At 70.6% G+C, this 23,493-nt stretch carries 22 protein-coding genes; 13 read left to right on the top strand and 9 right to left on the bottom strand.

Going from position 1 to position 23,493, the window contains the following annotated elements:
• Positions 1-216: 216 nt before the first annotated feature.
• From HBB12_RS12175 to HBB12_RS12155, 5 genes are all read right to left on the bottom strand, one after another.
• Positions 217-1,617: a DUF2142 domain-containing protein gene (locus HBB12_RS12175; RefSeq protein WP_236989578.1), complete on the bottom strand. Its 1,401-nt coding sequence runs from the start codon at positions 1,615-1,617 to the stop codon at positions 217-219.
• A complete protein-coding gene (locus HBB12_RS12170) occupies positions 1,614-2,303 on the bottom strand; it encodes a TVP38/TMEM64 family protein (protein WP_236989577.1) in 690 nt (229 codons plus the stop codon). Before HBB12_RS12170 ends, HBB12_RS12175 begins: the two co-directional genes overlap by 4 nt.
• Positions 2,300-3,070: a glycosyltransferase family 2 protein gene (locus tag HBB12_RS12165; RefSeq protein ID WP_236989576.1), complete on the bottom strand. Its 771-nt coding sequence runs from the start codon at positions 3,068-3,070 to the stop codon at positions 2,300-2,302. The genes HBB12_RS12170 and HBB12_RS12165 overlap by 4 nt, the downstream gene beginning before the upstream one ends.
• 227 nt (positions 3,071-3,297) lie before the next feature.
• Positions 3,298-4,254 (bottom strand): glycosyltransferase family 2 protein, encoded by a 957-nt coding sequence (locus HBB12_RS12160; RefSeq protein WP_236989575.1) that lies wholly within the window; start codon positions 4,252-4,254, stop codon positions 3,298-3,300.
• Entirely contained in the window at positions 4,251-5,231 is a 981-nt protein-coding gene (locus HBB12_RS12155; RefSeq protein ID WP_236989574.1) for a glycosyltransferase family protein, read from the bottom strand. Before HBB12_RS12155 ends, HBB12_RS12160 begins: the two co-directional genes overlap by 4 nt.
• A 218-nt stretch (positions 5,232-5,449) precedes the next feature.
• Here HBB12_RS12155 and HBB12_RS12150 point away from each other — a divergent pair, with 218 nt between their 5' ends.
• A complete protein-coding gene (locus HBB12_RS12150) occupies positions 5,450-6,499 on the top strand; it encodes an RHE_PE00001 family protein (protein ID WP_236989573.1) in 1,050 nt (349 codons plus the stop codon).
• Positions 6,500-6,758: 259 nt separating this feature from the next.
• Here HBB12_RS12150 and HBB12_RS12145 read toward each other — a convergent pair whose 3' ends face one another.
• Together HBB12_RS12145 and HBB12_RS12140 are read right to left on the bottom strand one after the other, a co-directional pair.
• Positions 6,759-7,772, bottom strand: coding sequence for an IS110 family RNA-guided transposase (locus HBB12_RS12145; protein WP_236988020.1), 1,014 nt, complete (start codon positions 7,770-7,772; stop codon positions 6,759-6,761).
• Between the two features lie 468 nt (positions 7,773-8,240).
• Positions 8,241-8,507 carry a type II toxin-antitoxin system ParD family antitoxin gene (locus HBB12_RS12140; protein ID WP_236989572.1) on the bottom strand — a complete coding sequence of 89 codons (267 nt, stop codon included), beginning with the start codon at positions 8,505-8,507 and terminating at the stop codon, positions 8,241-8,243.
• Between the two features lie 128 nt (positions 8,508-8,635).
• Here HBB12_RS12140 and HBB12_RS12135 point away from each other — a divergent pair, with 128 nt between their 5' ends.
• The 11 genes from HBB12_RS12135 (at position 8,636) to glpK (ending at position 19,528) form a co-directional block, all read left to right on the top strand.
• Complete coding sequence (locus HBB12_RS12135; protein ID WP_236989571.1) at positions 8,636-9,445, top strand: DeoR/GlpR family DNA-binding transcription regulator; 810 nt, start codon at positions 8,636-8,638, stop codon at positions 9,443-9,445.
• A gap of 149 nt (positions 9,446-9,594) precedes the next feature.
• Positions 9,595-11,139 (top strand): glycerol-3-phosphate dehydrogenase, encoded by a 1,545-nt coding sequence (glpD, locus tag HBB12_RS12130; RefSeq protein ID WP_442919254.1) that lies wholly within the window; start codon positions 9,595-9,597, stop codon positions 11,137-11,139.
• Between the two features lie 23 nt (positions 11,140-11,162).
• A complete protein-coding gene (locus HBB12_RS12125) occupies positions 11,163-12,248 on the top strand; it encodes an ABC transporter ATP-binding protein (protein ID WP_236989569.1) in 1,086 nt (361 codons plus the stop codon).
• Positions 12,249-12,263: 15 nt separating this feature from the next.
• Entirely contained in the window at positions 12,264-13,361 is a 1,098-nt protein-coding gene (locus HBB12_RS12120; RefSeq protein WP_236989568.1) for an ABC transporter ATP-binding protein, read from the top strand.
• Complete coding sequence (locus HBB12_RS12115) at positions 13,358-14,329, top strand: carbohydrate ABC transporter permease (protein WP_236989567.1); 972 nt, start codon at positions 13,358-13,360, stop codon at positions 14,327-14,329. Before HBB12_RS12120 ends, HBB12_RS12115 begins: the two co-directional genes overlap by 4 nt.
• Entirely contained in the window at positions 14,329-15,126 is a 798-nt protein-coding gene (locus HBB12_RS12110) for a carbohydrate ABC transporter permease (RefSeq protein WP_236989566.1), read from the top strand. Before HBB12_RS12115 ends, HBB12_RS12110 begins: the two co-directional genes overlap by 1 nt.
• 18 nt (positions 15,127-15,144) lie before the next feature.
• Entirely contained in the window at positions 15,145-15,426 is a 282-nt protein-coding gene (locus HBB12_RS12105) for a DUF2160 domain-containing protein (RefSeq protein WP_236989565.1), read from the top strand.
• A 73-nt stretch (positions 15,427-15,499) separates the two neighbouring features.
• Positions 15,500-17,245 (top strand): ABC transporter substrate-binding protein, encoded by a 1,746-nt coding sequence (locus HBB12_RS12100; RefSeq protein WP_236989564.1) that lies wholly within the window; start codon positions 15,500-15,502, stop codon positions 17,243-17,245.
• A 94-nt stretch (positions 17,246-17,339) separates the two neighbouring features.
• Complete coding sequence (locus HBB12_RS12095) at positions 17,340-17,579, top strand: type II toxin-antitoxin system Phd/YefM family antitoxin (RefSeq protein ID WP_203157428.1); 240 nt, start codon at positions 17,340-17,342, stop codon at positions 17,577-17,579.
• Positions 17,576-18,010 carry a type II toxin-antitoxin system VapC family toxin gene (locus tag HBB12_RS12090; RefSeq protein WP_236989563.1) on the top strand — a complete coding sequence of 145 codons (435 nt, stop codon included), beginning with the start codon at positions 17,576-17,578 and terminating at the stop codon, positions 18,008-18,010. Before HBB12_RS12095 ends, HBB12_RS12090 begins: the two co-directional genes overlap by 4 nt.
• A 24-nt stretch (positions 18,011-18,034) precedes the next feature.
• Positions 18,035-19,528 (top strand): glycerol kinase GlpK, encoded by a 1,494-nt coding sequence (gene glpK, locus HBB12_RS12085; protein ID WP_236989562.1) that lies wholly within the window; start codon positions 18,035-18,037, stop codon positions 19,526-19,528.
• A gap of 211 nt (positions 19,529-19,739) precedes the next feature.
• On the opposite strand, the gene HBB12_RS12080 is transcribed toward glpK, so the two are convergent.
• Together HBB12_RS12080 and HBB12_RS12075 are read right to left on the bottom strand one after the other, a co-directional pair.
• Positions 19,740-20,606: an NAD(P)-dependent oxidoreductase gene (locus tag HBB12_RS12080; RefSeq protein WP_236989561.1), complete on the bottom strand. Its 867-nt coding sequence runs from the start codon at positions 20,604-20,606 to the stop codon at positions 19,740-19,742.
• A gap of 96 nt (positions 20,607-20,702) precedes the next feature.
• Positions 20,703-21,497 (bottom strand): ABC transporter substrate-binding protein, encoded by a 795-nt coding sequence (locus HBB12_RS12075; RefSeq protein ID WP_236989560.1) that lies wholly within the window; start codon positions 21,495-21,497, stop codon positions 20,703-20,705.
• A 175-nt stretch (positions 21,498-21,672) separates the two neighbouring features.
• On the opposite strand from HBB12_RS12075, the gene HBB12_RS12070 reads away from it, so the two are divergent.
• Positions 21,673-23,400 (top strand): PilZ domain-containing protein, encoded by a 1,728-nt coding sequence (locus tag HBB12_RS12070; protein ID WP_236989559.1) that lies wholly within the window; start codon positions 21,673-21,675, stop codon positions 23,398-23,400.
• Positions 23,401-23,493 lie beyond the last annotated feature (93 nt).

The raw sequence follows: 23,493 nt of genomic DNA, 5'->3' as shown, positions 1-23,493 counted from the left end.
GACACGGCAAGCGGAGGCGTAGCCGAAGCGAGGGTGAGGGGGCGGTTCCGGAGGAGCCTCATCCGGCATCACCCCCTCACCCTCGCGGCGAACCTGTGGTTCGCTGCGCGGGCTCCCTTCGCACCCGGCAAGGGGTGCGAAGGCCTCTCCCCGCCCGCGGGGAGAGGGGGAAACCCGCACGATCCGGCGCGTGAATTCGATCGGCCCGCTCCGCCCTCAGAACATCCGCGCGGTCGCGAGCGGCACCGCGACGAGGTCGAGGGCCGCCACCGCGGTAGCGATGACGAAGGCCCAGCGCAACCCGGAGACCCCGGCGGGACGCGGTGCGGCGGCGAGGACGAGCATCGGGATCAGCGGCAGGAAATAGCGCCCCTGCGGCCCGTCGATCCGCACCTCGCCGACATTCGTCCAGGACAGGTACTGCGAGATGGCGACGAGCCAGGCGGTGACGAGGGCCGCGGTCACGAGCAGCGCCAGGTCGATCCCGCGCAGCCGGATGCTTCGCCCGCACAGGACCGCGAGCCCGGCGAGACCGGCGCCCCAGGCCGCGTACACGACGGCCGGCAACGGCTTGTCGGCCCAGCCGAAGAGGCCGATCGCGCCGGCGGCGAGCGTCAGGGCGCGCTTGACCGCGAACAGGCACTGTGCCGGCAGGGTGAGGAGCAGGCCGGGATGATCGAGCAGGATCCGGGCCTGCGCCCCCGTGTCGGTGCCGAGGAAAGGCGCCGGGCGCGGGCCGGGCCAGAGCGGGCCGGCCTCGTAAGCCAGACGCGGCACCGGCGTCGCGATGCGGGTCGTGACGAGGAGGGTCCAGGCGATGCCCGGCAGCACCGCCAGCACGGCGATTCCGACCCGGCGCCAGAAGACCGGATTCACCCAGAAACGCGGCGGCAGCGGCACCAGCAGCATCGCGGCGATCGCCGCATAGGGCGGCTTGGCCAGCACCACCAGGGCGATCAGGAGGGCGGCCACGCCTCGGCGCCACGATTCCTCCCCGGTCAGCAGCGCGGCGGCGAGCGCGCAGGCGGCGATCATCAGGGCGTCCTGGTTGGGGGACGCGGCGAGCGACAGGCTCATCGGCAGGACCAGGACCCCGAAGAGGAGGGGACGGCCGCGCCGGGCCAGCGCCAGAGCCGCGAGCCCGAGGGCACCGTAGGCCGCCCCATTGGCGAGCCGCCCGAGGAGGGCCGCCTTGGCCGGCGTGAGCCCGAGCGCCTGCCCGAGGCCGATCCCGAGGGCGGCCGGGACGTAGAAGACCGGGAAGTAGGTGCCGATGGTGTAGAGCGGCAGGAAGGCCGGGCGGCCGGGCGCCGGCATCGGCTCGGGCTCCGGAATCTTGTCGGGCGCGAGCGCCCGGCTGCGGCTCAGGACCTCCCAGGCCGGATCGACGGTGACGCCGACGGCCGGGCGACTGACGCCGTCGGAATAGGTCACGGTCTCCCGGTGGCCGACGACCTGGCCGTCGAGGAGGGCCACCGCCCGCAGCAGGTGGGCCGATTCGTCCGCCACCTCGCCGAGGGGCACGAGGACGGCGAGCAGCAGGCAGAGCGGCAGGCCGAGGAGGGCGAAGGCCGCGCACCAGACCCGTGGCCCCGTCCAGTCGATGGGACCCGTCACGGCTGCTCGCCCGCGAGGCGCCCGGCGAGGCGCTTGAGCTTGCGCACCAGCAGCACGGTGGCGCCCAACCCGAGGACGAGGATGCCGCCGCGCAGCCACTCCGCCTCGCCGGCGAGCGCGGTACGCCCGAGCGCGCCCAGCATCACGTAGACGAGGAGCGCCGGCAGCGCCGCCAGGGTGCCGAGCAGGTAATCGGCGAGCCGCACGCTGCTCAGGCTGAGCGCGTAGCTCGTCGGCGCGAACGGCATCACCGGGGAGAGCCGCATCAGGCAGACGAGGCGCCAGCCCTCCGCCGCCACCGAGCGGTCGAGGGCGGCGACCCAGCGCCCGCCGGTGAGGAAGCCGGGCCGGCGCCCGCGCAGCAGCCCCCGGCCGATCCAGAAGCTCAGCAGCGCTCCCGCCATCGTGCCGGCCGCCGCCGCGGCGAAGCCCGCACCGAGGCCGAGCAGCGTGCCGGCGGCGATGCCGAGCAGCGAGGCCGGCAGCACGCCGCTCGCCGCGATCAGGGCCTGGGCCGCGACCAGCACCATCGGCCCGGCGGCGCCCTGGCGCTCGCACAGGGCCGAGAGCCAGGCCACCATGTCCCCCGGCGTGCCGGGCGCCACCAGGCCGAGCCCGAGGGGCAGGAACGCCAGGGTGGCGAGGCCGGCCAGAATGCCCGCGGAGGCCAGGGTGCGGCGCGTCACGGCCGCGCCTGCACGGGCTTGGGGGCAGCGGGCCCGAAGAGCGGATCGGCCCTGAGGCCCCAGCGGTGCAGCCGGTAGACGAGCGAGGTCTTCAGCACGCCGAGGCCGTAGACGACGCTGCGGCGGAAGTTGATCGAGGAGGCCTCGGCGAAGTAGCGCGTCGGGCAGGAGATTTCGCCGATGCGGAATTCGGCGTCCATCGCCTGGGCCAGCATCTGGTTGTCGAAGACGAAATCGTCCGAGCAGCGGTCGAGGGGCAGTGCCTCCAGCACCGGGCGGCTCCAGGCGCGGTAGCCGCTGTGGTACTCCGACAGCTTCTGCCCCATCAGGATGTTCTGCACGAAGGTGAGGCCGCGATTGGCGACGTACTTGTAGAGCGGCATGCCGCCGACGAGCGCCCCCTTGCCGAGGATGCGCGAGGCCAGCACCGCGTCGTACTCGCCCGAGACGATCATCGAGGCCATCGCGGTGACGAGGCGCGGGGCATATTGGTAATCGGGGTGGAGCATCACCACGATGTCGGCGCCGCGGGCGAGCGCCGTGCGGTAGCAGGTCTTCTGGTTGCCGCCGTAGCCGCAATTCCGCGGATGGCGCACGACCGTCAGGCCGAGCTCGCCGGCCACCGCCACGGTGTCGTCGCGGCTGGCATCGTCGACCAGGATGACGTCGTCGACGATGTCGAGGGGGATTTCGGCATAGGTGCGCCGCAAGGTCGCCGCGGCATTGTAGGCCGGCAGGACGACGGCGATCTTCTTACCGTGAAGCATGGAGAGGTCCGAACTTGCCGCGAGAGCCGTACCCGGCGGGGATGCTCTCAGGTCACTGTTACCGCTTCGTCTCCGGCGCGGCGGTCTTCCCGCCATCGCCTGAAGCTCTAGGCAGTCCCGCGCCGGGTTGCCAGGGCGACGACTGGGCCTGCGCGCGATTGTCCGCGGGCTGTTGCCGGAAAACCGTAGGGCAGGGGGCTCATCGGCGAGGTCTCACCGGCAATCGCTCATCGGGTGCCGATCGCCCGCATCAGGCCGGGCAGCGCCCGGGCGAGCAGGCCCGCCCCGCGCACGATCTCGCCGGCCTCTTCCCGCGAGCGCCGCGCCAGCGCCTGGACGAGGCGCAGCGGCACCTGCGCGCCGAAGGCCGTCGCCACGAGCGCCAGCGCCGTCGCCCGGCCGTGGTGCTTGGCGGCGTAGCGGATCTGGCTCTCGAGGAAGCAGGCCAGCCGATGGGCCTTGGCCGCCCGGGTAGTGCCCTGGCCCTCGTGCCGCACGGTGATGCCGGCGAGGTGGCGTACGGCAAGGCCCGCATCCCAGGCCCGGGCGCAGAGATCGACATCCTCGTAATAGACGAAGAACCGCTCGTCGAAGCCGCCGAGCGCCGTGAAGAGCGAGCGCCGGATCATTAGGAAGGCGCCCATCACCTGATCCACCGCCCGGTCCTCGCCATGATCCCACTCGGTCATGAAATGGGAGGGCACCAGCCGCGCCCGGTCGAGGAGGAGCGCCTGGCCGACCAGCGAGACGGCGCTCGGCCGCCTCGCGCAGGAACGCTGCACGCGGCCCGCCTCGTCGAGGAGCTGCGCGCCGACGATGCCGGTGCCCGGCTCCGCCATCAGGGCCGCATGCGCCCCGGCGAGGCTCTCGCCCGTGACCCGCGCATCGGGGTTGAGGAACAGGATCGCGGGCGCCTGCCCCCGCGCCGCCCCGGCATTGCAGGCCCGGCCGAAGCCCTGGTTGTCGGGATTGGCGATCACCGCCGGGCCGTGTCGCAAGGACGGCAGGTCCTCGAGCGAGCCGTCGCGCGAGGCGTTGTCGACGACGACGACCCGCAAGGAGAGGGTGTTTCCGAGGTGGCTTTCCGCCGCCGCCAGGCTGGCGAGGCAGGCTCGCAGCAGGGCGCCGCCGTTCCAGTTGACGATCACCACGTCGAGGGCGGCGTCCGGAGCGGTCTCGGTCATGACGGGTCTTTCGGCAATGCTTGCGGCAGTCCCGGCGGCCGCCCGAGCCGGCCGCGCAGGCCGTCGAGCGCCGCGCCGCAGAGATGGGCGAGCACGCCGGGGCGGTAGCCGGAATCGGCCCAGTAGAGCAGGGCCTGGAGCGGCAGGTAGGCGGCCTGCCGCGTCTTCCAGCGCCGGGGCACGTGCGGCAGCCGCCAGGCATAGACGCTGTTGCGCAGGTAGGCCCCCATCCGGAACAGCGGCTGGCGCGGCATCTCGATGCCGAGAAGCCGGGAGCGGATCACCCCGGCGCCGACCCGGTGGGGCAGGGCGGTGCCCGTCTCCATCCAGCAGCCATAGCCGAGGCTCCAGGCGCGGAAGCACCATTCGAGGTCGACGCCGTCGATGAAGAAGTCGTCCCGGAACGGGCCGATCCGCGCATAGGCCGCGAGATCGACGAGCGAGCCGGAGGTCGCCAGGAACTCGACCGGCACGAGGGAGCCGTAATCCGGGAATTCCGGCCGACGCGGATAAGCCGGCGCCTTGCGGCCGGGTGCCGCTTCGGGACGCGGGCCGACCACGGCCGGCGGCAGGCTCAAACTCCGCAGCCGCGCCAGCGCGGCTTCCAGCTCCGAGACCTGCCCGGGCGTGAAGACCGCATCCTGGTCGAGGAGGAGCACCTGGGTCGCGCCGGCCTCGATCGCCGCCCGGGCGATGGCGTCGAGGGCGCCGCCGATTCCGATATTCTCCCCCGCCGACAGCACCCGGGCGCCGCACCCGGCGAGATAGGCCGCGTCGTCCGCGGGCAGGCCGCCATTGTCGAACACGATGGTCAGGCGCGATTCCGCCTCGATACGGGCGCGCAGGGCCGCGACCTGCGCCGCATCCGGGCGGAACACGGTGATGCCGATGGCGACGGGCGAGGGGGCGGAAGGCAGGATCGTCTCGGCGAAGGGCTGGAGCACGCCCGCAACCGGCGCGGCGTCGGGATGGATCATCGGTGACCTCGTCGCCGTAGGGCTGCCGGGCCGGGCGGGTCAATACGCCGCCGCGGCAGCGAAATTGCGGCGGCCGGCTGATGGATATGTGGGAAAAATACCCACGTCAAGCGGATCGACTGGCATGGAATCCGTGCCGGCATCGGCCGGCCTATCGACAGTCGACCAAGCGAAAGCCGGTTTCGTTTGGGTAAGGGATTCCCTATCGTGACGCCGCAATGGTTTACGATTTCGACACCATACACCGTCCTGCCACGTGGCGGCGCCTGACCGGGTCCCTGGAGACGGCCTCCGACGCTCTGGTGCGGGTCGACGAGCGCCTCGCCCGGGCCGAACCGGTGCTCGCCGACGGCGCCCGGGCGCGGGCGCACCTGCTCGACGCCCAGGCCGCCCTGCATCTCGACGGCGAGCTCGTCGCACTCGAGGATCTGGTGCTGCACGAGGCGGCGATGGACGTGCGCCGGCCGACGCTCGCCCTCGGGCGCGCCGTCGCGGTACTGGCCGAGCGCCGCCGCCTCGCCGCTGCGGCTCCGGGCCGGGCTTTCCCGGGCGCCGGCTGGGCGCTGACGGCTGGAACCGTGCCGGAGGACGAGGACGACGAGCCCGACCCGGACGCGATGGCGGAGGCGGACTTCGCCGCCATCGACCAGTTGCTCGCCCGTACCCGCCGCACCCTGGCGGATCACGCGGCGGGCGCACCGGCCCGGCGCTCCGCACCCGACGATCCCGGGACCGCCTGGCAAAACATCCTCGACGAGGCCCGCGACCTCCCGGCCGTGCTGGCGGCGGCGATCGCCCTCGATGCCTGGCTGGTGCTCGATCCCGCTCCGCGCGCGGGCCATCGCGGACCCCTCGCCGCGGCCGCCCTGCTGCGGGCCCGGGGCAAGGCCGGTGCCCACCTGCCGGCCCTGGCGCTGGGCCTGCGCGAGAGCCGGGTGCGCTGGTCGCGGGCGCTGCCGCTCACCGATCGCCTCGTCGGCCTCCTCGGCGCGGTCGAGGCCTCCGCCCGCCTCCTCGGGCGCGACCTCGACCGCCTGGCGCTCGCCCGCGAGGTGATGCTGCGCGCCTGCACCGGCAAGCGCCGGACCTCGCGCCTGCCGCACCTCGTCGACCTGTTCGTCGGCACACCCCTCGTCACGGTGGCGAGCGCCGCCCGGGCGCTGTCGGTCACGCCGCAGGCGGTGGAGGCGATGCTGGCGGAGCTGGGATCGGCGCGGCCGCGGGAATTGACGGAGCGGCGGCGGTATCGGGCGTGGGGGATCGTTTGAAGAGATTTATTGTTTGCATCTGACGATTTGATACGGAATCCGGAAGATCACTTCCGGCGACTGTATTGCCGGTCAAGGGCCAATCGGCAGTGCCGCGCTTGGTTTTAGCCTTATGGGGGTCAGATCGTTCACCGGCGCGAGCGCGTCAAGGCGGGCGCTGCGCGCCCTCGCGCTTCGCGCGACAAGGCCTTGACCCGCTCCCACCGGCGAACGCCAAGCTCGGCGAGAGGAGCGATGAAGACATCGCTCCTCTCGCTCGTCACGGATCGGATCCCGCAGGGGACGCGGCGTTCTCCTCCCCCCGACCGGCCTCTCCCTGCTGCAACTTGCTCGCCTCGAACGTCGTGTCGTCGCGCACCAGGGCGTTGGCCAGCACCACCAGGCGTCGGCCCGACGCCACGATCGCCACCTTGGCCGGCTTACCCGCCGTTCGCATCGCCCGGTACGGCTCGCGGAAGGCCGGACAGCTGCGCGCCGCCACCATCCCGGCCATGTAGAAGGCCGTGCGCAGGCAGGGACGCCCACCGGCAATCGCGTGGCGGCCCGGGTGAGCCCCGCTCTGGGTCGGATGAGGCGCCATCCCGGCCAGACTGGCCGCCGCCTTGCGGTCGAGCGTGCCGAGTTCGGGCATGTCGGTGATCACCACGCTGGCGATGCGCGAACCGATCCCGGGGATCGAGGTCAGGATCGCGCGCTTGCGCGCCAGGCCAGGCTCGGCGGCGATGCGTGCCTCGAGAGCGGCCTCGACCTCGGTGCAGGCAGCCGTCAGGGCCTTGATCACCGCCCTGTGGCTGTCGGCGATGGCCGGGTCGAGGGCCTGGGCCAGGCGGGTCTTCTCCATGGCGATCAGCTCGGTGAGCTGGCGGCGCCGGGTCGAGAGAGCCTTGAGGGTGATCTGGTCGGGGGTCGGGGCGGGGCGCAGGTGCTCGCTCATGCGCTGAGCAAAGCGGGCGATGAGGGCGGCGTCCAGCCGGTCTGTCTTGGCGATCAGCCCTTCGGCGGAGCGGAACGCCTTGACCTGGCGCGGGTCGGCCAGGGCGACATCGAGCTCAGCTTTACGCAGGGCGGCGATGAGGGGATAGGCGTAGGGGCCGATCGCCTCCAGGGCGACCGTGCGGATCCCGCGCTGCTTGAGCGTCGAGATCAGCTTGGCGATGCCGGTCTCCGTATTGTCCTGACGCACCGGCTTGGCCGCCGGGAAGAAGCCGAGATCGAGGAAGTGCTTGCCGACATCGATGCCGGCCACGGTGGGGATGGTGGCGCTGTGTGACATGGGTGATCCTGTCCTGTACGCGGGCGCCTGCACGAGGCAGGGCCCGATCGACTGTCCGGAGCAGCCATCAGGACATCCGGGATCAGGCCGGAAGGCGATCGTGCGGCCGTCGCCGTTGAGCGACAGGGGACGCAGACCGGGAAACCGTGAGACCGCCGGATGCCCTCGCCGTAGCAGCCTACGGCCACACATCAGGTACAGGATTCCGTATCATCAGTCCGCGCGGCGCCTGAGCGAAGCCGCGTTCCGCATCGCGAAGCGATCAATCGGAAAGCGTATGACACCCGCCGAGTCATTCCGGGGCCGCGTAAGCGGAGCCCGGAATCCAGAGCCGCAGGTGGAGTAGGATGGAGTGGGTTGCGATTCGCCTTTTTCTGAAACAGCTGCGGTTCTGGATTCCGGGATCCGCTACGCGGCCCCGGAATGACGCGGTGGGTGTCAATATTGTCGAAGAAAATTAGACAGGACCTATGACAAAGCGGGTCGTCGCATCGATGCCAGAAACCTGTCGGCATCGAAATCTTCGAACCCACGGCTGGCCTCGCCCTCGATCAACGCTGCCCGCTGCCCGCTGCCCGCTGCCCGCAGCCCGTCGCGCGCGGTGTCGTGCGCTTCGAGCAAGCGCAAACCCGCCTCGATGACCTCCCCGGCCGAGGCAGAGCGGCCGCTGGCGATCCGACGGTCGATGAACGCGACGAGATCGTCGTCGAGCGTGATCGTCAGGGTCCGTGTCATGATCCACCTCCGCCTGCGATCGTAGCAGACGGCACAGCCCCCGGACGATCGATCCCACCCGATTGCGCCCGCCCCCGCTTGCCCCGACAATGCCCGCCCCCGCGGCTCCCCGCGGGCAAGAACAAGGCATGCGCGTCGTGATCGACCAGGTTTCCCAGCGCCAGCAGGACATCCTCGCCCTCGCCCGCCTGCACGGGCGGGTCAGCGTCGAGGATCTGGCGGCGCGGTTCGAGGTGACGCCGCAGACGATCCGCAAGGACCTGAACGAATTGTGCGACAGCCGGCTGCTGTCGCGCATCCATGGCGGCGCCGTGGTGGCCTCGGGCGTCGAGAACGTCTCCTACGAGGCCCGCCGCCTCGTCGCCCATGGCGAGAAGCGGGCGATCGGCGAGGCGGCGGCCCGGCTCATCCCCAACAACGCCTCCCTGTTCATCAACATCGGCACCACCACCGAGGAGGTGGCGCGCGCGCTCGGCGACCATGAGGACCTGCTGGTCATCACCAACAACCTCAACGTCGCGACCCTGCTCTACCGCCACCCGAAGATGAGCCTGATCGTCGCCGGCGGGCCGGTGCGGCGGGCCGACGGGGCGGTGATCGGCTCGGCGGCGGTCGATTTCATCAACCAGTTCAAGGTCGATTACGCGGTGATCGGCGTCTCGGCGATCGACGAGGACGGCACGCTCCTCGATTTCGACTATCGCGAGGTCAGGGTCGCCCGCGCCATCATCGAGAATGCCCGCCGGGTGATCCTGGTCGCCGACAAGCTGAAGCTGGAGCGCTCGGCGCCGATCCGGGTCGGCCACCTGCGCGAGCTCGACTCCTTCGTCACCGACGCGCTGCCCTCCGCGGCCCTGAGGGAGATGTGCGCCGCGCACCGCGTCGAACTGGTCGAGGCGGGTTTGAGCGCGCACGAGACCTCCGACGCCGCGGAATAGCCGAAACCGCAAGACACCCGAACCGAAAGCATCGGACTTTCGTTCGCGCCTTCTTCCTTTCGGTTTCGCTTGCGCCTGCATCCGGCTGCGGCTAGATTCGCGTCAGGATGCAAACGAAAGAGCCGAATGGCTCCGACAGGGAGGTGGCTTTGGCCCCCAGGCAGCAGCCCGGCGACGAGCGCGGGGTGTTCGACCTCGCGGTGATCGGCGGCGGCATCAATGGCTGCGGCATCGCCCGCGACGCGGTCGGCCGCGGCGCCTCGGTGGCGCTGTTCGAGCAGAACGACCTGGCGAGCGGCACCTCCTCGACCTCGACCAAGCTGATCCATGGCGGCCTGCGCTACCTCGAACACTACGAGTTCCGCCTGGTCCGCGAGGCCCTGATGGAGCGCGAGGTGCTGTGGGGCATGGCGCCCCACATCGTCTGGCCCCTGCGCTTCGTGCTGCCGCACCATTCGGGCTTGCGGCCCGGCTGGCTCCTGCGCCTCGGCCTCCTGCTCTACGACAACCTCGGCGGCCGCAAGCGCCTGCCCGGCACCCGCACCCTCGACCTCACCCGGGATCCCGCCGGCGAGCCGCTGAAACCCGGCTTTCGCCGCGCGTTCGAATATTCGGATTGCTGGGTCGAGGATTCGCGCCTCGTGGTGCTGAACGCCCGCGACGCCGCCGAGCGCGGCGCGATGATCCGCACCCGCACCCGGGTCGTCACCGCCGCCCGCGCCGGGGGGCTGTGGGAACTGACGGTCGAGGACCGCCAGACCGGCGCCCGCGATACCGTGCGGGCCCGCACCCTCGTCAATGCCGCCGGTCCGTGGGTGGCGAACGTGCTCACCGGCGTGGCGAGGGCCAACTCCACCGAGGGCGTGCGTCTCGTCCAGGGCAGCCACATCGTGGTGCGCCGCCTGTTCCAGCACGACCGCGCCTACATCTTCCAGAATGCCGACCAGCGCATCATCTTCGCGATCCCCTACGAGCGCGACTTCACGCTGATCGGCACCACCGACCGCGACTACACGGGCGACCCCGCCGACGTGAAGGCGAGCGAGGAGGAGATCGCCTATCTCTGCGCCGCGGCGAGCGAATATTTTCGCGAGCCGGTCACCCGCGACGAGGTGGTGTGGACCTATTCCGGCGTGCGCCCGCTCTACGACGACGGCGCCTCGAAGGCCCAGGAAGCCACCCGCGACTACGTGCTGACCCTCGACGCGCCGGAGGGCCAGCCGGCGATGCTCTCGGTCTTCGGCGGCAAGATCACCACCTATCGGCGGCTGGCCGAATCGGCCCTCGACCGGCTGAAGGACCACCTGCCGGCGGCCGCCAAGGCGCCGTGGACCGCTGGCGCGGTCTTGCCAGGTGGCAACTTCCCGAAGGAGAGCTACGACGACGTGGTGGCCGGGCTCGCGCGCCAGCATCCGGGAATCCCCGAGACGCTGATCGCCCGGCTGGTGCGGGCCTACGGCACCGATGCCCGCGAGATCCTGAGCGGGGCGCGGTCCTTGGCCGATCTCGGCCGGCTCTTCGGTGCCGACCTCACCGAGCGTGAGGTGTGCCACCTGATGCGCCGCGAATGGGCGGTGAGCGCCGAGGACGTGCTCTGGCGCCGCTCGAAGCTCGGCCTTAGGGTCACCCCCGCCGAGGCCGCCGCCCTCGACGACTACATGCGCCGCGCCGCTGCCACGTCCGACGCGGCCTAACCAAGAAGAGACGGGAGGGCGCCATGACCCTGATCCTGGAGAACGTCACCAAGCGGGTCGGCCCCGAGACGCATATCCGCGACGTGAGCCTCGCCCTGCCCAAGGGCTCGCTCAACGTGCTGCTCGGCCAGACGCTCGCCGGCAAGACTACCCTGATGCGCCTGATGGCCGGGCTCGAGGCGCCGAGCGAAGGACGGATCATCGCCGACGGCAAGGACGTGACCGGGCTGCCGGTGCAACGCCGCAACGTCGCGATGGTCTACCAGCAATTCATCAACTACCCCTCGCTCTCGGTCTACGAGAACATCGCCTCGCCGATGCGGGTTGCGGGCGTGGCGAAGGGGGAGATCGAGGCGCGGGTGCAGGAGGCGGCGGGGTTGCTGCGGCTGACGCCCTACCTCAAGCGCAAGCCGCTCGAACTCTCGGGCGGCCAGCAGCAGCGTACCGCCATCGCCCGGGCCTTGTGCAAGCGCGCCGACCTCGTGCTGATGGACGAGCCGCTGGCGAACCTTGACTACAAGCTGCGCGAGGAACTGCGCGAGGAATTGCCGCGCATCTTCGCCGCCACCGGCGCGATCTTCGTCTACGCCACCACCGAGCCGGCCGAGGCCCTGATGCTCGGCGGGCGCACCGCCACCCTGCACCAGGGCCGCGTCACGCAGGTCGGCCCGACGCCGGACGTCTACCGCCGGCCCCAGGACCTCGTCACCGCCAAGGTCTTCTCCGATCCGCCGCTCAACACGCTTCCCGTGACGAAGACCGGCGGCCGGATCCTGCTTCCCACCGGCGGCCAGGTCCGGGCGACCGGCCCGCTCGCCAGTGTGCCGGACGGCGCCTACACGATCGGCTTTCGCGCCCATCACCTCGCCCTCGATCCCCTGCCGGGGGAGGCGATCGCGCTGCCGGCCACCGTCTCGGTCGCCGAGATCACCGGCTCGGAGAGCTACGTCCACGTCGATGCCGGCGAGAGCCGCCTGATCGCGCTGGTGGCCGGCGTGCGCCGGCTGGAGCCCGGCACGGCGGTGACCGCCACTCTCGACCCCCGCCATGCCCTGGTGTTCGACGCAAGCGGCCGCACGGCCGCCCTCGACCTGCCCGTGGCGGCCTGACGCAAGAGGGGATCCATGGCCCGCATCACCCTCGATCATCTCGCCCACGCCTACGGCCCGAACCCGCAGGGGCCGCAGGATTACGCGCTCAAGGAAATCGACCACGTTTGGCGCCAGGGCGGGGCCTACGCGCTGCTCGGCCCTTCCGGCTGCGGCAAGTCCACGTTGCTCAACATCATCTCGGGCCTCGTGGTCCCGACCCGCGGCCGCATCCTGTTCGACGACCGCGACGTCACCACGGTGCCGACCGAGGGGCGCAACATCGCTCAGGTGTTCCAGTTCCCGGTCGTCTACGACACCATGACGGTGCGGGAGAACCTGGCCTTTCCGTTGAAGAACCGCCGCGTGGCGCCGGCCACCATCCGGTCGCGGGTGGAGGAGATCGCCGGTCTCCTCGACCTCACCCGGGTGCTCGACCGCCGCGCCAACAACCTGACGGCGGATATGAAGCAAAAAATCTCGCTCGGCCGGGGCCTCGTGCGCCCGGACGTGGCGGCGATCCTGTTCGACGAGCCGCTCACCGTCATCGACCCGCATCTGAAATGGCAGCTGCGTTCGACCCTCAAGGAGCTTCACCGCAAGCTCGACCTGACGATGATCTACGTCACCCACGACCAGACCGAGGCGCTGACCTTCGCCGATACGGTGGTGGTGATGCATGACGGCGCGGTGGTGCAGACCGGCACGCCGGACGAACTCTTCGAGCGCCCGGCCCACACCTTCGTCGGCCACTTCATCGGCTCGCCGGGCATGAACCTGCTGCCGGCGATTGTGCAGGGCGCGACCGCGACGATCGAGGGCCACGCCATCCCGCTCGCCCGGCACTATTCCGGCCTGCCCCAGGGCAAGCGCATCGAGCTCGGTGTGCGGCCCGAATACGTGCATCTGGCGCCGAAGGGCCTCGGCAAGGGATTCACTTTGCCGGTGCAGGTCAAGCGCATCGACGATATCGGCCGCCAGCGCCTCGCCCGGGTCGAACTCGGCGGCCGGCCCCTCGTCGCCACGGTGGCGGAGGGCCAGAGCCTCGACGGAGCGGAAGCGGCGCTGACCCTCGATCCGCGCCAGATCCACATCTACGCCGACGGCGCCCTGGTGCCGGGAGAGGCCGCATGACCAAGACCGTCAACCAGAAGGCCTGGCTCCTCGTCCTGCCGGTCTTCGCCGTCGTCGCCTTCTCGGCGGTGCTGCCGCTGATGACGGTGGTCAATTACTCGTTCCAGGACACGTTCGGGAACAACCAGTTCTTCTGGAACGGCCTCGGCTGGTTCCAGGAACTGCTCGATCCCTCGACCCAGTTCGGCGAGCGCTTCTTCGATTCGCTGTGGCGCAACCTCCTGTTCTCCGCGATCATCCTGGCGATCGAGGTGCCGCTCGGCATTGCGGTCGCCCTGTCGATGCCGCGGGAGGGCCGCTCGGTCGCCTTCTGCCTCGTGCTGATGGCCCTGCCGCTCCTCATCCCGTGGAACGTCGTCGGCACGATCTGGCAGGTCTTCGCCCGCACCGATATCGGGCTCCTCGGCGCGACCCTCAACAGCCTCGGCATCGACTACAACTACGCCGGCTCGGCGCTCGCCGCCTGGGTCACCATCGTGACCATGGATGTCTGGCACTGGACCAGCCTCGTCGCGCTGCTGTGCTACGCAGGTCTCAAGTCGATCCCCGACGCCTATTACCAGGCTGCCCGCATCGACGGGGCGAGCCAGTGGGCGATCTTCCGCACCATCCAGCTGCCGAAGATGCGCCGCGTCCTGCTGATCGCCGTGCTGCTGCGCTTCATGGACTCGTTCATGATCTACACCGAGCCCTTCGTGCTCACCGGCGGCGGGCCCGGCAACGCCACGACCTTCCTGTCGATCGACCTCGTCAAGCTGGCTTTGGGACAGTTCGATCTCGGCCGGGCGGCGGCGATGTCGCTGGTCTACAACCTCATCATCCTGAGCGTCTGCTGGGTGTTCTACACCGTGATGACCAATGTCGACGCCGGCAACCGCACGGTGCTGGCCGACGACCCGGCCGATGCGGCCGCCTCCGGCAGCTTGGCCCCCGCCACCACCATCCCGCTCGACCGGAGGGCCGCCTGATGCGCCCGCGCCACGTCGTGATGACGCTCTACCTCCTGTTCCTGATGGTCCCGATCTACTGGCTCGTGAACATGAGCCTGAAGACCAACCAGGAGATCAATTCCGGCATGACGCTCTGGCCGCATGCCATCACGTTCGACAATTACGTCCGGATCTTCACCGATCCGAGCTGGTACGGCGGCTACCTGAACTCGCTGTCCTACGTGGCGATCAACACCGTCCTGTCGATCGGGCTCGCTTTGCCGGCGGCCTACGCCTTCTCGCGCTACAGCTTCATCGGCGACAAGCACCTGTTCTTCTGGCTGCTGTCGAACCGGATGGCGCCCCCGGCGGTGTTCGCGCTGCCGTTCTTCAACCTCTACTCGGCGGTCGGCCTGTTCGACACGCCCTGGGCGGTGGCGCTCGCCCATTGCCTGTTCAACGTGCCGCTGGCGGTGTGGATTCTCGAAGGCTTCATGTCCGGCGTGCCGCGCGAGATCGACGAGACCGCGGCGATCGACGGCTATTCCTTCCCGCGGTTCTTCGTAAAAATCTTCATGCCGCTGATCGCGTCGGGCATCGGCGTCGCCGCCTTCTTCTGCTTCATGTTCTCCTGGGTCGAGCTGCTGCTGGCGCGTACCCTGACCTCGGTCGACGCCAAGCCCATCGCCGCCACCATGACCCGCACGGTCTCGGCCGCCGGCATGGATTGGGGCCTGCTCGCAGCGGCCGGCGTGCTCACCATCGTACCGGGCGCCCTCGTGATCTGGTTCGTGCGCAACTACATCGCCAAGGGCTTCGCCCTCGGGCGGGTGTGATCGGGGAGAGCCAGTCCGATGCTCGATTTCGCCTGGATGGCCTGGACCTGGCAGACCGCGACCTTCTTCGCGGTCATCGCCGGCCTGCTCGCCCTGATGACCGCTTTGGCTTTGTGGCGCCCGGAGACCGAGAAGGTCGGGATCCTGCGCATCCCCACCACCCGGGGCGACCGGCTGTTCCTGACGCTGGTCGGCACCGCCTTCATCAATCTCGCCTGGCTCGGCCTCGTCGGCCCGAGCCTGGAATGGGCGCTCGCGCTCTCGCTCGTTTACGGGGCGGTGATGTTCCGCTTCGCTTGAGAAAACCCGTCGCCACGTCCGGCAGCCAGCCGGCATCAGGCGGGTCGAGTACCACCAGAGGGAGGACTACCATATGAAACGCCATTCTCTGCTCACGGCCGCGAGCGCGCTCGCGCTCAGCCTCGCCGCCGGCCACGCCTTTGCCGGCATGGAGGAAGCCAAGCGCTGGGTCGATACCGAGTTCCAGCCCTCGACCCTGTCGAAGGACGAGCAGCTCAAGGAGATGCAGTGGTTCGTCGATGCGGCGAAGCCCTTCGCCGGCATGGAGATCAACTTCGTCTCCGAGACGCTGACCACGCACGAATACGAGGCCCGCACCCTGGCGAAGGCCTTCACCGAGATCACCGGGATCAAGGTGCGCCACGACCTCCTGCAGGAGGGCGACGTGGTGGAAAAGATCCAGACCCAGATGCAGTCGGGCAAGAACATCTACGACGGCTGGATCAACGATTCCGACCTCGTCGGCACCCATTTCCGCTACGGCCAGACCGTCGCCCTGTCGGACTTCATGAAGGGCGAGGGCAAGGACGTCACCTCGCCGACCCTCGATCTCGAGGACTTCATCGGCAAGTCCTTCGGCACCGGCCCGGACGGCAAACTCTACCAGCTGCCCGACCAGCAATTCGCCAACCTGTACTGGTTCCGCTACGACTGGTTCACCCGTGCCGACCTCAAGCAGAAGTTCAAGGCCAAGTACGGCTACGAGCTCGGCGTGCCGGTCAACTGGTCGGCCTATGAGGACATCGCCGACTTCTTCAGCAACGACGTGAAGGAGATCGACGGCGTCAAGGTCTATGGCCACATGGACTACGGCAAGAAGGACCCGTCCCTCGGCTGGCGCTTCACCGATGCGTGGCTGTCGATGGCCGGCAACGGCGACAAGGGCATCCCGAACGGCAAGCCGGTCGACGAGTGGGGCATCCGCATCGAGGGCTGCCGTCCGGTCGGCTCCTCGATCGAGCGCGGCGGCGACACCAACGGCCCGGCCGCGGTCTACGCCGTCACCAAGTATGTCGACTGGCTGAAGAAGTACGCCCCGCCCCAGGCCGCCGGTATGACCTTCTCGGAGTCCGGCCCGGTGCCGTCGCAGGGCAACGTCGCCCAGCAGATCTTCTGGTACACCGCCTTCACCGCCGACATGGTCAAGCCGGGTCTGCCGGTGATGAACCAGGACGGCACGCCGAAGTGGCGCATGGCGCCCTCGCCGCACGGGCCGTACTGGAAGGAGGGCATGAAGCTCGGCTACCAGGATGCCGGCTCGCTCACCCTGCTGAAGTCGACCCCGCTCGAGCGCCGCAAGGCGGCCTGGCTCTACCAGCAGTTCATCGTCTCGAAATCGGTCAGCCTGAAGAAGAGCCATGTCGGCCTCACCTTCATCCGTGAGAGCGACATCTGGGACAAGTCCTTCACCGAGCGGGCGCCGAAGCTCGGCGGCCTGGTCGAGTTCTACCGGTCGCCGGCCCGCACCCAGTGGACCCCGACCGGCGTGAACGTGCCGGACTACCCCAAGCTCGCCCAGCTGTGGTGGCAGAACATCGGCGATGCCTCCTCGGGCGCCAAGACCCCGCAGGCGGCGATGGACGCCCTCGCCAACGCCCAGGACGACGTGATGGCGCGCCTGGAGCGCTCCAAGGTCCAGGGCGAGTGTGGCCCGAAGCTGAACCCCAAGACCTCGGCCGAGCACTGGTACGAGCAGGCCAAGAAGGACGGCACGCTGGCCCCCCAGCGCAAGCTCGCCGACGAGAAGCCGAAGGGTGAGACGATCGACTACGACACGCTCATCAAGAGCTGGCCGGCCTCGCCGCCGAAGCGCGGTTGACGCTAAAGGAGCCGGGGCGCATCAGCCCCGGCTCTCCTTTTCGCGGACGGCCGGATTCCGTATCCTGGCGGCCGATGCCGCCACGGAGGTTGTCATGGCCTATTACAGGATGGAAGACGCCATCACCCGCTTGCCCGAACTCCTCGCCAAGGCGAGTGCGGGTGAGGAGGTGATCATCACACGTCTGGACGAGGATTTGATTCAGCTCATTCCGACTGAGCCGCGGCCGGTAACGAAGGAGGAGATGGATCGGCTTCGCGAACGGCGGGTAACTCTTTCCAAGCCAGTCGATATCACTGCCGTTGTCCGTCAGATGCGGGACGAGGGGCTGTGAGCCGTATCTATTGCGATACTAACGTCCTGCTTCCAGCTTTCGTCAAGGAGGCCGAAAGCTCAAGAATCGAGGCTTGGCTGCTCGATCCGGCGGTCCAGCCTGTCTTCTCCGATCTCGTCGTTCTGGAATTCTCAGCGACACTCTCCCGGTTGGTGCGTGAGCGCAAAGCGAAAGCCGAGGAAGCCCGCGAGGTCGTTGGACTGTTCACTTCTTGGCGCGAGGCCCGTGGCCGCCCGCTGACCATCACCCGCCAGATGTTCGCCCTCGCCCGCACCATCGTCGAGGACGCCGCCCTCGGCGTGCGCGGCCCCGACGCCCTGCACCTCGCGCTGCTCCAGGTCACCGGCCTGTCCTTCGCCACCTTCGACACGCGGCTTCGCCGGGCGGCCGACGCGATCGGCCTCGCCACCCTGGAGCCGCCACCCCTCTAACGCACCGCGCGAAAGAGCCTCCCGATGTCCTCCCTCATCCTCGCCATCGACCAGGGCACCACCTCCTCGCGCGCCCTTTTGTTCCGGCCCGATACCTCGATCGCGGGTCTCGCCCAGGCCGAGTTCCCGCAGCATTTCCCGGCCTCGGGCTGGGTCGAGCACGAGCCGGAGGATCTCTGGCGCACCACCCTCGAGACCTGCCGGGCGGCGATGAAGCAGGCCGGGGTGACGGCCCGGGACGTGGCGGCGATCGGCATCACCAACCAGCGCGAGACGACGCTCGTCTGGGACAAGCGCACCGGCGAGGCGGTGCACCGCGCCATCGTCTGGCAGGACCGGCGCTCGGCCGGGATCTGCGCCCGCCTCAAGGAGGCGGGCCACGAGCCAATGGTGACGGCGAAGACCGGCCTGATCCTCGACCCCTATTTCTCCGGCACCAAGATCGCCTGGATCCTCGACAACGTGCCGGGCGCCCGCGCCCGGGCCGAGGCGGGGGAACTCGCCTTCGGCACCGTCGATTCGTATCTCCTGTGGCGCCTCACCGGCGGCCGGCTCCACGTCACCGACGCCACCAATGCCTCGCGCACCCTGCTCTTCGACATCCATCGCGGTGCCTGGGACGACGAGCTGATGGCGCTCTTGGGCGTGCCGGCCTCGATGCTGCCGGAGGTGCGCGATTCCTCCGGCGATTTCGGTGAGACCGACCCGGAGCTGTTCGGCGCCGCGATCCCGATCCGGGGCGTCGCCGGCGACCAGCAGGCGGCGACGGTGGGACAGGCCTGCTTCCGGCCCGGCATGGTCAAGTCGACCTACGGCACCGGGTGCTTCGCCCTCCTCAATACCGGGTCGCAGCCGGTCGCCTCGAAGAACAAGCTCCTCACCACCATCGCGTATCAGCTGAACGGCCGGCGCACCTACGCGCTGGAGGGCTCGATCTTCGTCGCCGGTGCGGCGGTGCAGTGGCTGCGCGACGGGCTCGGAATCATCGAATCGGCCGCCGAGACCGGGGCGCTCGCCGAGCGGGCCGATCCGGCGCAGGACGTCTACCTGGTGCCGGCTTTCGTCGGCCTCGGCGCGCCCCATTGGGAGCCCGATGCCCGCGGCGCCCTGTTCGGCCTGACCCGCGGCACCGGACCGGCCGAGCTCGCCCGGGCGGCTTTGGAGAGCGTCTGCTACCAGACCGCCGATCTTCTGGCCGCCATGCGGGCCGACTGGTCGGACGGGGAGGGGAGCGCCACGGTGCTGCGGGTCGATGGCGGCATGGTCGCCTCCGACTGGACGATGCAGCGCCTCGCCGACCTCCTCGCCGCCCCCGTCGACCGGCCCGAGGTCAAGGAGACGACGGCGTTGGGCGCGGCCTATCTCGCCGGCCTCGCCTGCGGCCTCTACCCGGAGCCCGAGCACTTCGCCGACCATTGGCGCCTGGAGCGCCGCTTCACTCCGGCGATGGAGCCGAGCTTGCGCGAGCGCCGGCTGGCGGGGTGGCGCAAGGCGGTGAGCTGCCTGGTGGGGAAGTAGAGGCACGCTTTTTCGCGCCAGATTTCCCCCTCGCAGGGTCATCCCGGGGCTCGCCGAAGGCGAGAGCCCGGGATCCAGAACCGCGGAGGGTGCAGAAACAAGCGAGATGCGTTCCGCTCTATCCTGAACAACCTGCGGTTCTGGATTCCGGGCTCCGCTGCGCGGCCCCGGAATGACGCGTAGGGTGAGACGAAAGGCGGTTGGCGCGCCTTTACTTCTCCAGCCGAGCGATCAGGCTCGACGTGTCCCAGCGCCCGCCGCCCATGCTCTGCACCTCGGCGTAGAACTGGTCGACCAAAGCCGTCACCGGCAGCTTCGCCTTGTTGCGGCGGGCCTCGGCGAGCACGATCGACAGGTCCTTGCGCATCCAGTCGACGGCGAAGCCGAAATCGAACTTGCCCTGGTTCATGGTCTTGCCGCGATTCTCCATCTGCCAGGAGCCGGCGGCCCCCTTGGAGATCACGTCGAGCACCGCCTCGATGTCGAGCCCGGCCTGCTTGCCGAAATGCACCGCCTCCGACAGGCCCTGGACGAGGCCGGCGATGCAGATCTGGTTCATCATCTTGGCGAGCTGGCCGGCGCCGACCGGCCCCAGCAGGCGGCAGGCGCGGGCATACGACCCGATCACCGGCTCGACCCGGGCGAACGTGTCGGCATCGCCGCCGCACATCACCGTCAGCACGCCGTTCTCGGCGCCGGCCTGGCCGCCGGAGACCGGGGCGTCGATGAAGCCGAACCCGGCCTTCCCGGCGGCTGACGCCAGCTCGCGGGCCACCTCAGCCGAGGCGGTGGTGTGATCGACGAAGACCGCACCCTTGCCCATCGCCGCGAAGGCGCCGTCCGGCCCGGTCGTGACCTGGCGCAGGTCGTCGTCGTTGCCGACGCAGGCGAAGACGATCTCCTGGCCTTCCGCCGCCTCGCGCGGCGTCGCCGCGGCCTTCCCGCCATGGGCCTTCACCCAATCGTCGGCCTTGGCCTTGGTGCGGTTGTAGACCGTGACGTCATGGCCCTTGGCGGCGAGGTGACGGGCCATCGGCCCCCCCATCACGCCGAGACCCAGAAACGCGACCTTTGCCATGCGCTCGCTCCTCCCACGCCGTTATCCCGGCGGTCGGCCCCCGGTGTAGTGAGCCGCGCCTACGCCCGTCAAACGCGTGTCCTCACCAGGTTGCCGTCACTTCGTGTCGAACGGGATGTACTTCGCCCGAAGGCGGTCGTAGCGCCCATCCGCGATCAGCGCGGCGAGCGCCCGCTCGAAGGTCTCGCGCAAGGCGGTGTCGCCCTTGCGCAGGCCGATCCCGGCGCCCTCGCCGAGCAGCGGCTCGCCCGCCGGCACCTCGCCGACGAGGCGGCAGCAGGCCTCGCCCTCGGGCCGCGCGAGGAAATTGGCGAGTTCGAGCTTGTCGCCCAGCACGACGTCGACCCGGCCGGCCCGCAGGTCGAGGGTCGCGTCGGCGAGGCTGTCGAAGGTACGGATCTCGGCGCCCGGCACCCGCTGCTCCAGATAGGCGACCTGCGGCCCGTGCGCCGCCACGCCGATCGTGCGGCCCCGCAACGTCGCCGGCGTCGGGTTCGGCAGCGAGGTGTCCTGCCGCGCCACGTAGGCGAAGGGAATCCGCATGTAGGGCCTGGTGAAGGCGATGCGGGCGGCCCGCTTCGGGGTGATCGCCATCGCCGCCATGATGGCGTCGTACTCGCCCGCCTCCAGGCCCTTGATGATGCCGTCCCACTGGTGGAGCACGATCGTGCAGGTGAGCTTGGCCTCCGTGCACAGGGCCTGGGCCAGGGCGACCTCGAACCCCGCCGGCTTGCCGTCCTCGACGTAGTTGAACGGCGGGCGGCCGCCTTCGGTGGCGATCCGCACGGGCGAGGGCGGCGGGGCGGCGGCAGGGGAGGGCGCATCCTCGGCGAGGGCTGGCGGGGCGGCCAGCAGCGTCAGGAGCAGGAGGCGGGAGAGCAGGCGGCTCATCCGGCGGCGGTCTCTCATGGAAGGGGGCGAAACCCCGGAAATGGGGGCGGACCCTGCCACGGCCACGCCCGCCGGCGCAACTCGCGCGTCGGGCCGGCACCCGGATCCGGGCCGGCCGCAGTGACGCATCGTCAGGGTTAACCGGCCTTTAAGCGCGGCGCGCTGTGATGCGGCCATGCGTTTGAGCTTCCGCCCGCCCCATCCGCCCCGCGACCCCGCCGACGCGGTCGAGATCCTGCCGCCGCTCGCCGCACCGGCGCCGGCGGTCGACGGGCCGGAGCGCATGGCGGGCCGGGCCGGGCGCGACGCCGTCGACCGGGTCGAGGCCGAACTGGTCCGGGCCGCCCGCGCCGTCGGGGTCGCCGCCCGGGACGGCTGCACCGAGACCGGAGCTGCGGCGGCCGCCGCCGCCGCCCTCGCCCGCGGGCTCGATGCGTTGGGAGTCCGGGCCGACGAGGCGGGCATCCACGGCCGGGCGCTCGGCGCCTCCGCCGAGACCCTCGCGGCCGAGACCGAGGGGCTCGCCGGCGTGCTGGTCCAGGCCGGCCGCCATCTCGAGCGCACCGATGCCGAGAGCCGCGTGCTCCAGGCCGAGATGATGAACGCCGCGCAGGATTCCGCCCGCGTCGTCGAGGCGGTGGCGACCCTGGCGCGGCAGGCCAACCGCCTCGCCCTCAACGCCACCGTCGAGGCCGCGCGGGCCGGGGCGGGCGGCGCGCCGTTCTGGCAGGCGGCCGAGGAATTCAGGCTGCTCGCGGCCGATGCCGCCCGGGCGGTGGAGGAGGTGCGGTCCCTGAGCCGTCGCCTCTCCGGCCCCGGGGCGGCGGCGATGGGGGGCCTGGCGACCTCGCTCGCCTGCCTGCGCCCGGCCTTCGCCACCACGGCGGCGGCCGCCGAGGCGCAGGCCGCCTCCGCCTGGCGCCTCTCGGACGCGGCGCAGGATCTCGCCGAATCGACCGGCGATCTCGTCGGGGACGCTTCCGCGGCGGCGGCCGCCGCCGACGAGGCGGCAAGGCGCATGGAGGCCGCCCGCTCCGCCGGGGTGGGTCTCGCCGGCCTTGCCGGAGGGCTCGCCGGACGGGCCGTCGCGTCCCTGCGCCAGGCGGAGATCGGCGACCGGCGGGTCCATGACCGCTATCCGGTCGATCTCGCCGCGCGGGTCGGCAATTGGGGCCTCGGGCGGGTGCTCGACCTGAGCCGGGGCGGGCTGCTCCTGGTCCCGCCGGAGGGCTGCGGCGGCGCCGTCGGCGCGCGGCTCGCCCTCGATCTGCGCGGCATCGGCCGGATGCAGGTGCAGGTGGTGGGGGTGAGCGTCCGCGGCCTGCATTGCGCCGTCACCGAGGCCGTGTCCGAGGCGCGGCTGCGCGACGCCCTGGTGGCGGTCGAGGAGGAGAACCGGCCGCTGATCGCCGCCGCGCAAGGCGGCGCCGCTTCGGTCGCCACGACCCTCGAACAGGCGCTCGCCGCAGGCCGGCTCGCCCCGCACGCCCTGTTCGACACCACCTACCGCCCGGTCGTCGGGATCGAGCCGCCGCACTACCTCACCGCCGCGGTGCCGGCCCTGGAAGACCTCCTGCCGCCGATCCTCGAGCCGCTGCTGCTGGCCGATCCGCGCACGGCCTTCTGCATCGTGGTCGACCGCAACGGCTACGCCCCGGTGTACAACCGCGCCCAGTCGCAAGCGCCGCGGACCGGCGACCCGGCCTGGAACGCCCTGCACGCCCGCCAGCGCCGGCTCTACGACGACCGCACCGCCCTCTCTGCCGCCCGCTCGACCCGGCCCTTCCTGGTCCAGGCCTGCCCGCAGGACGAGGCCGGCCGCCAGCCCCTGCGCGAGGTCGCGAGCCCCATCCGCGTCCATGGGCGGCATTGGGGGGCGCTCAGGATGGGGTTCCGAATCTGAGGGTCTCCACAGCCCACGACACGGGAGGCTGCGCGGGTGCGGGAGCGACGACGTCCGCGCATGAACCCTCCCCCCCTTTGCGCAGGGCAATCG

Origin of the sequence: Methylobacterium sp. SyP6R (genome assembly GCF_019216885.1) — a bacterium.
In the GTDB taxonomy this organism is placed as follows: domain Bacteria; phylum Pseudomonadota; class Alphaproteobacteria; order Rhizobiales; family Beijerinckiaceae; genus Methylobacterium.
Note: the sequence above shows the minus strand (reverse complement) of the source record. Positions and strands in the feature narration are given on the sequence as shown.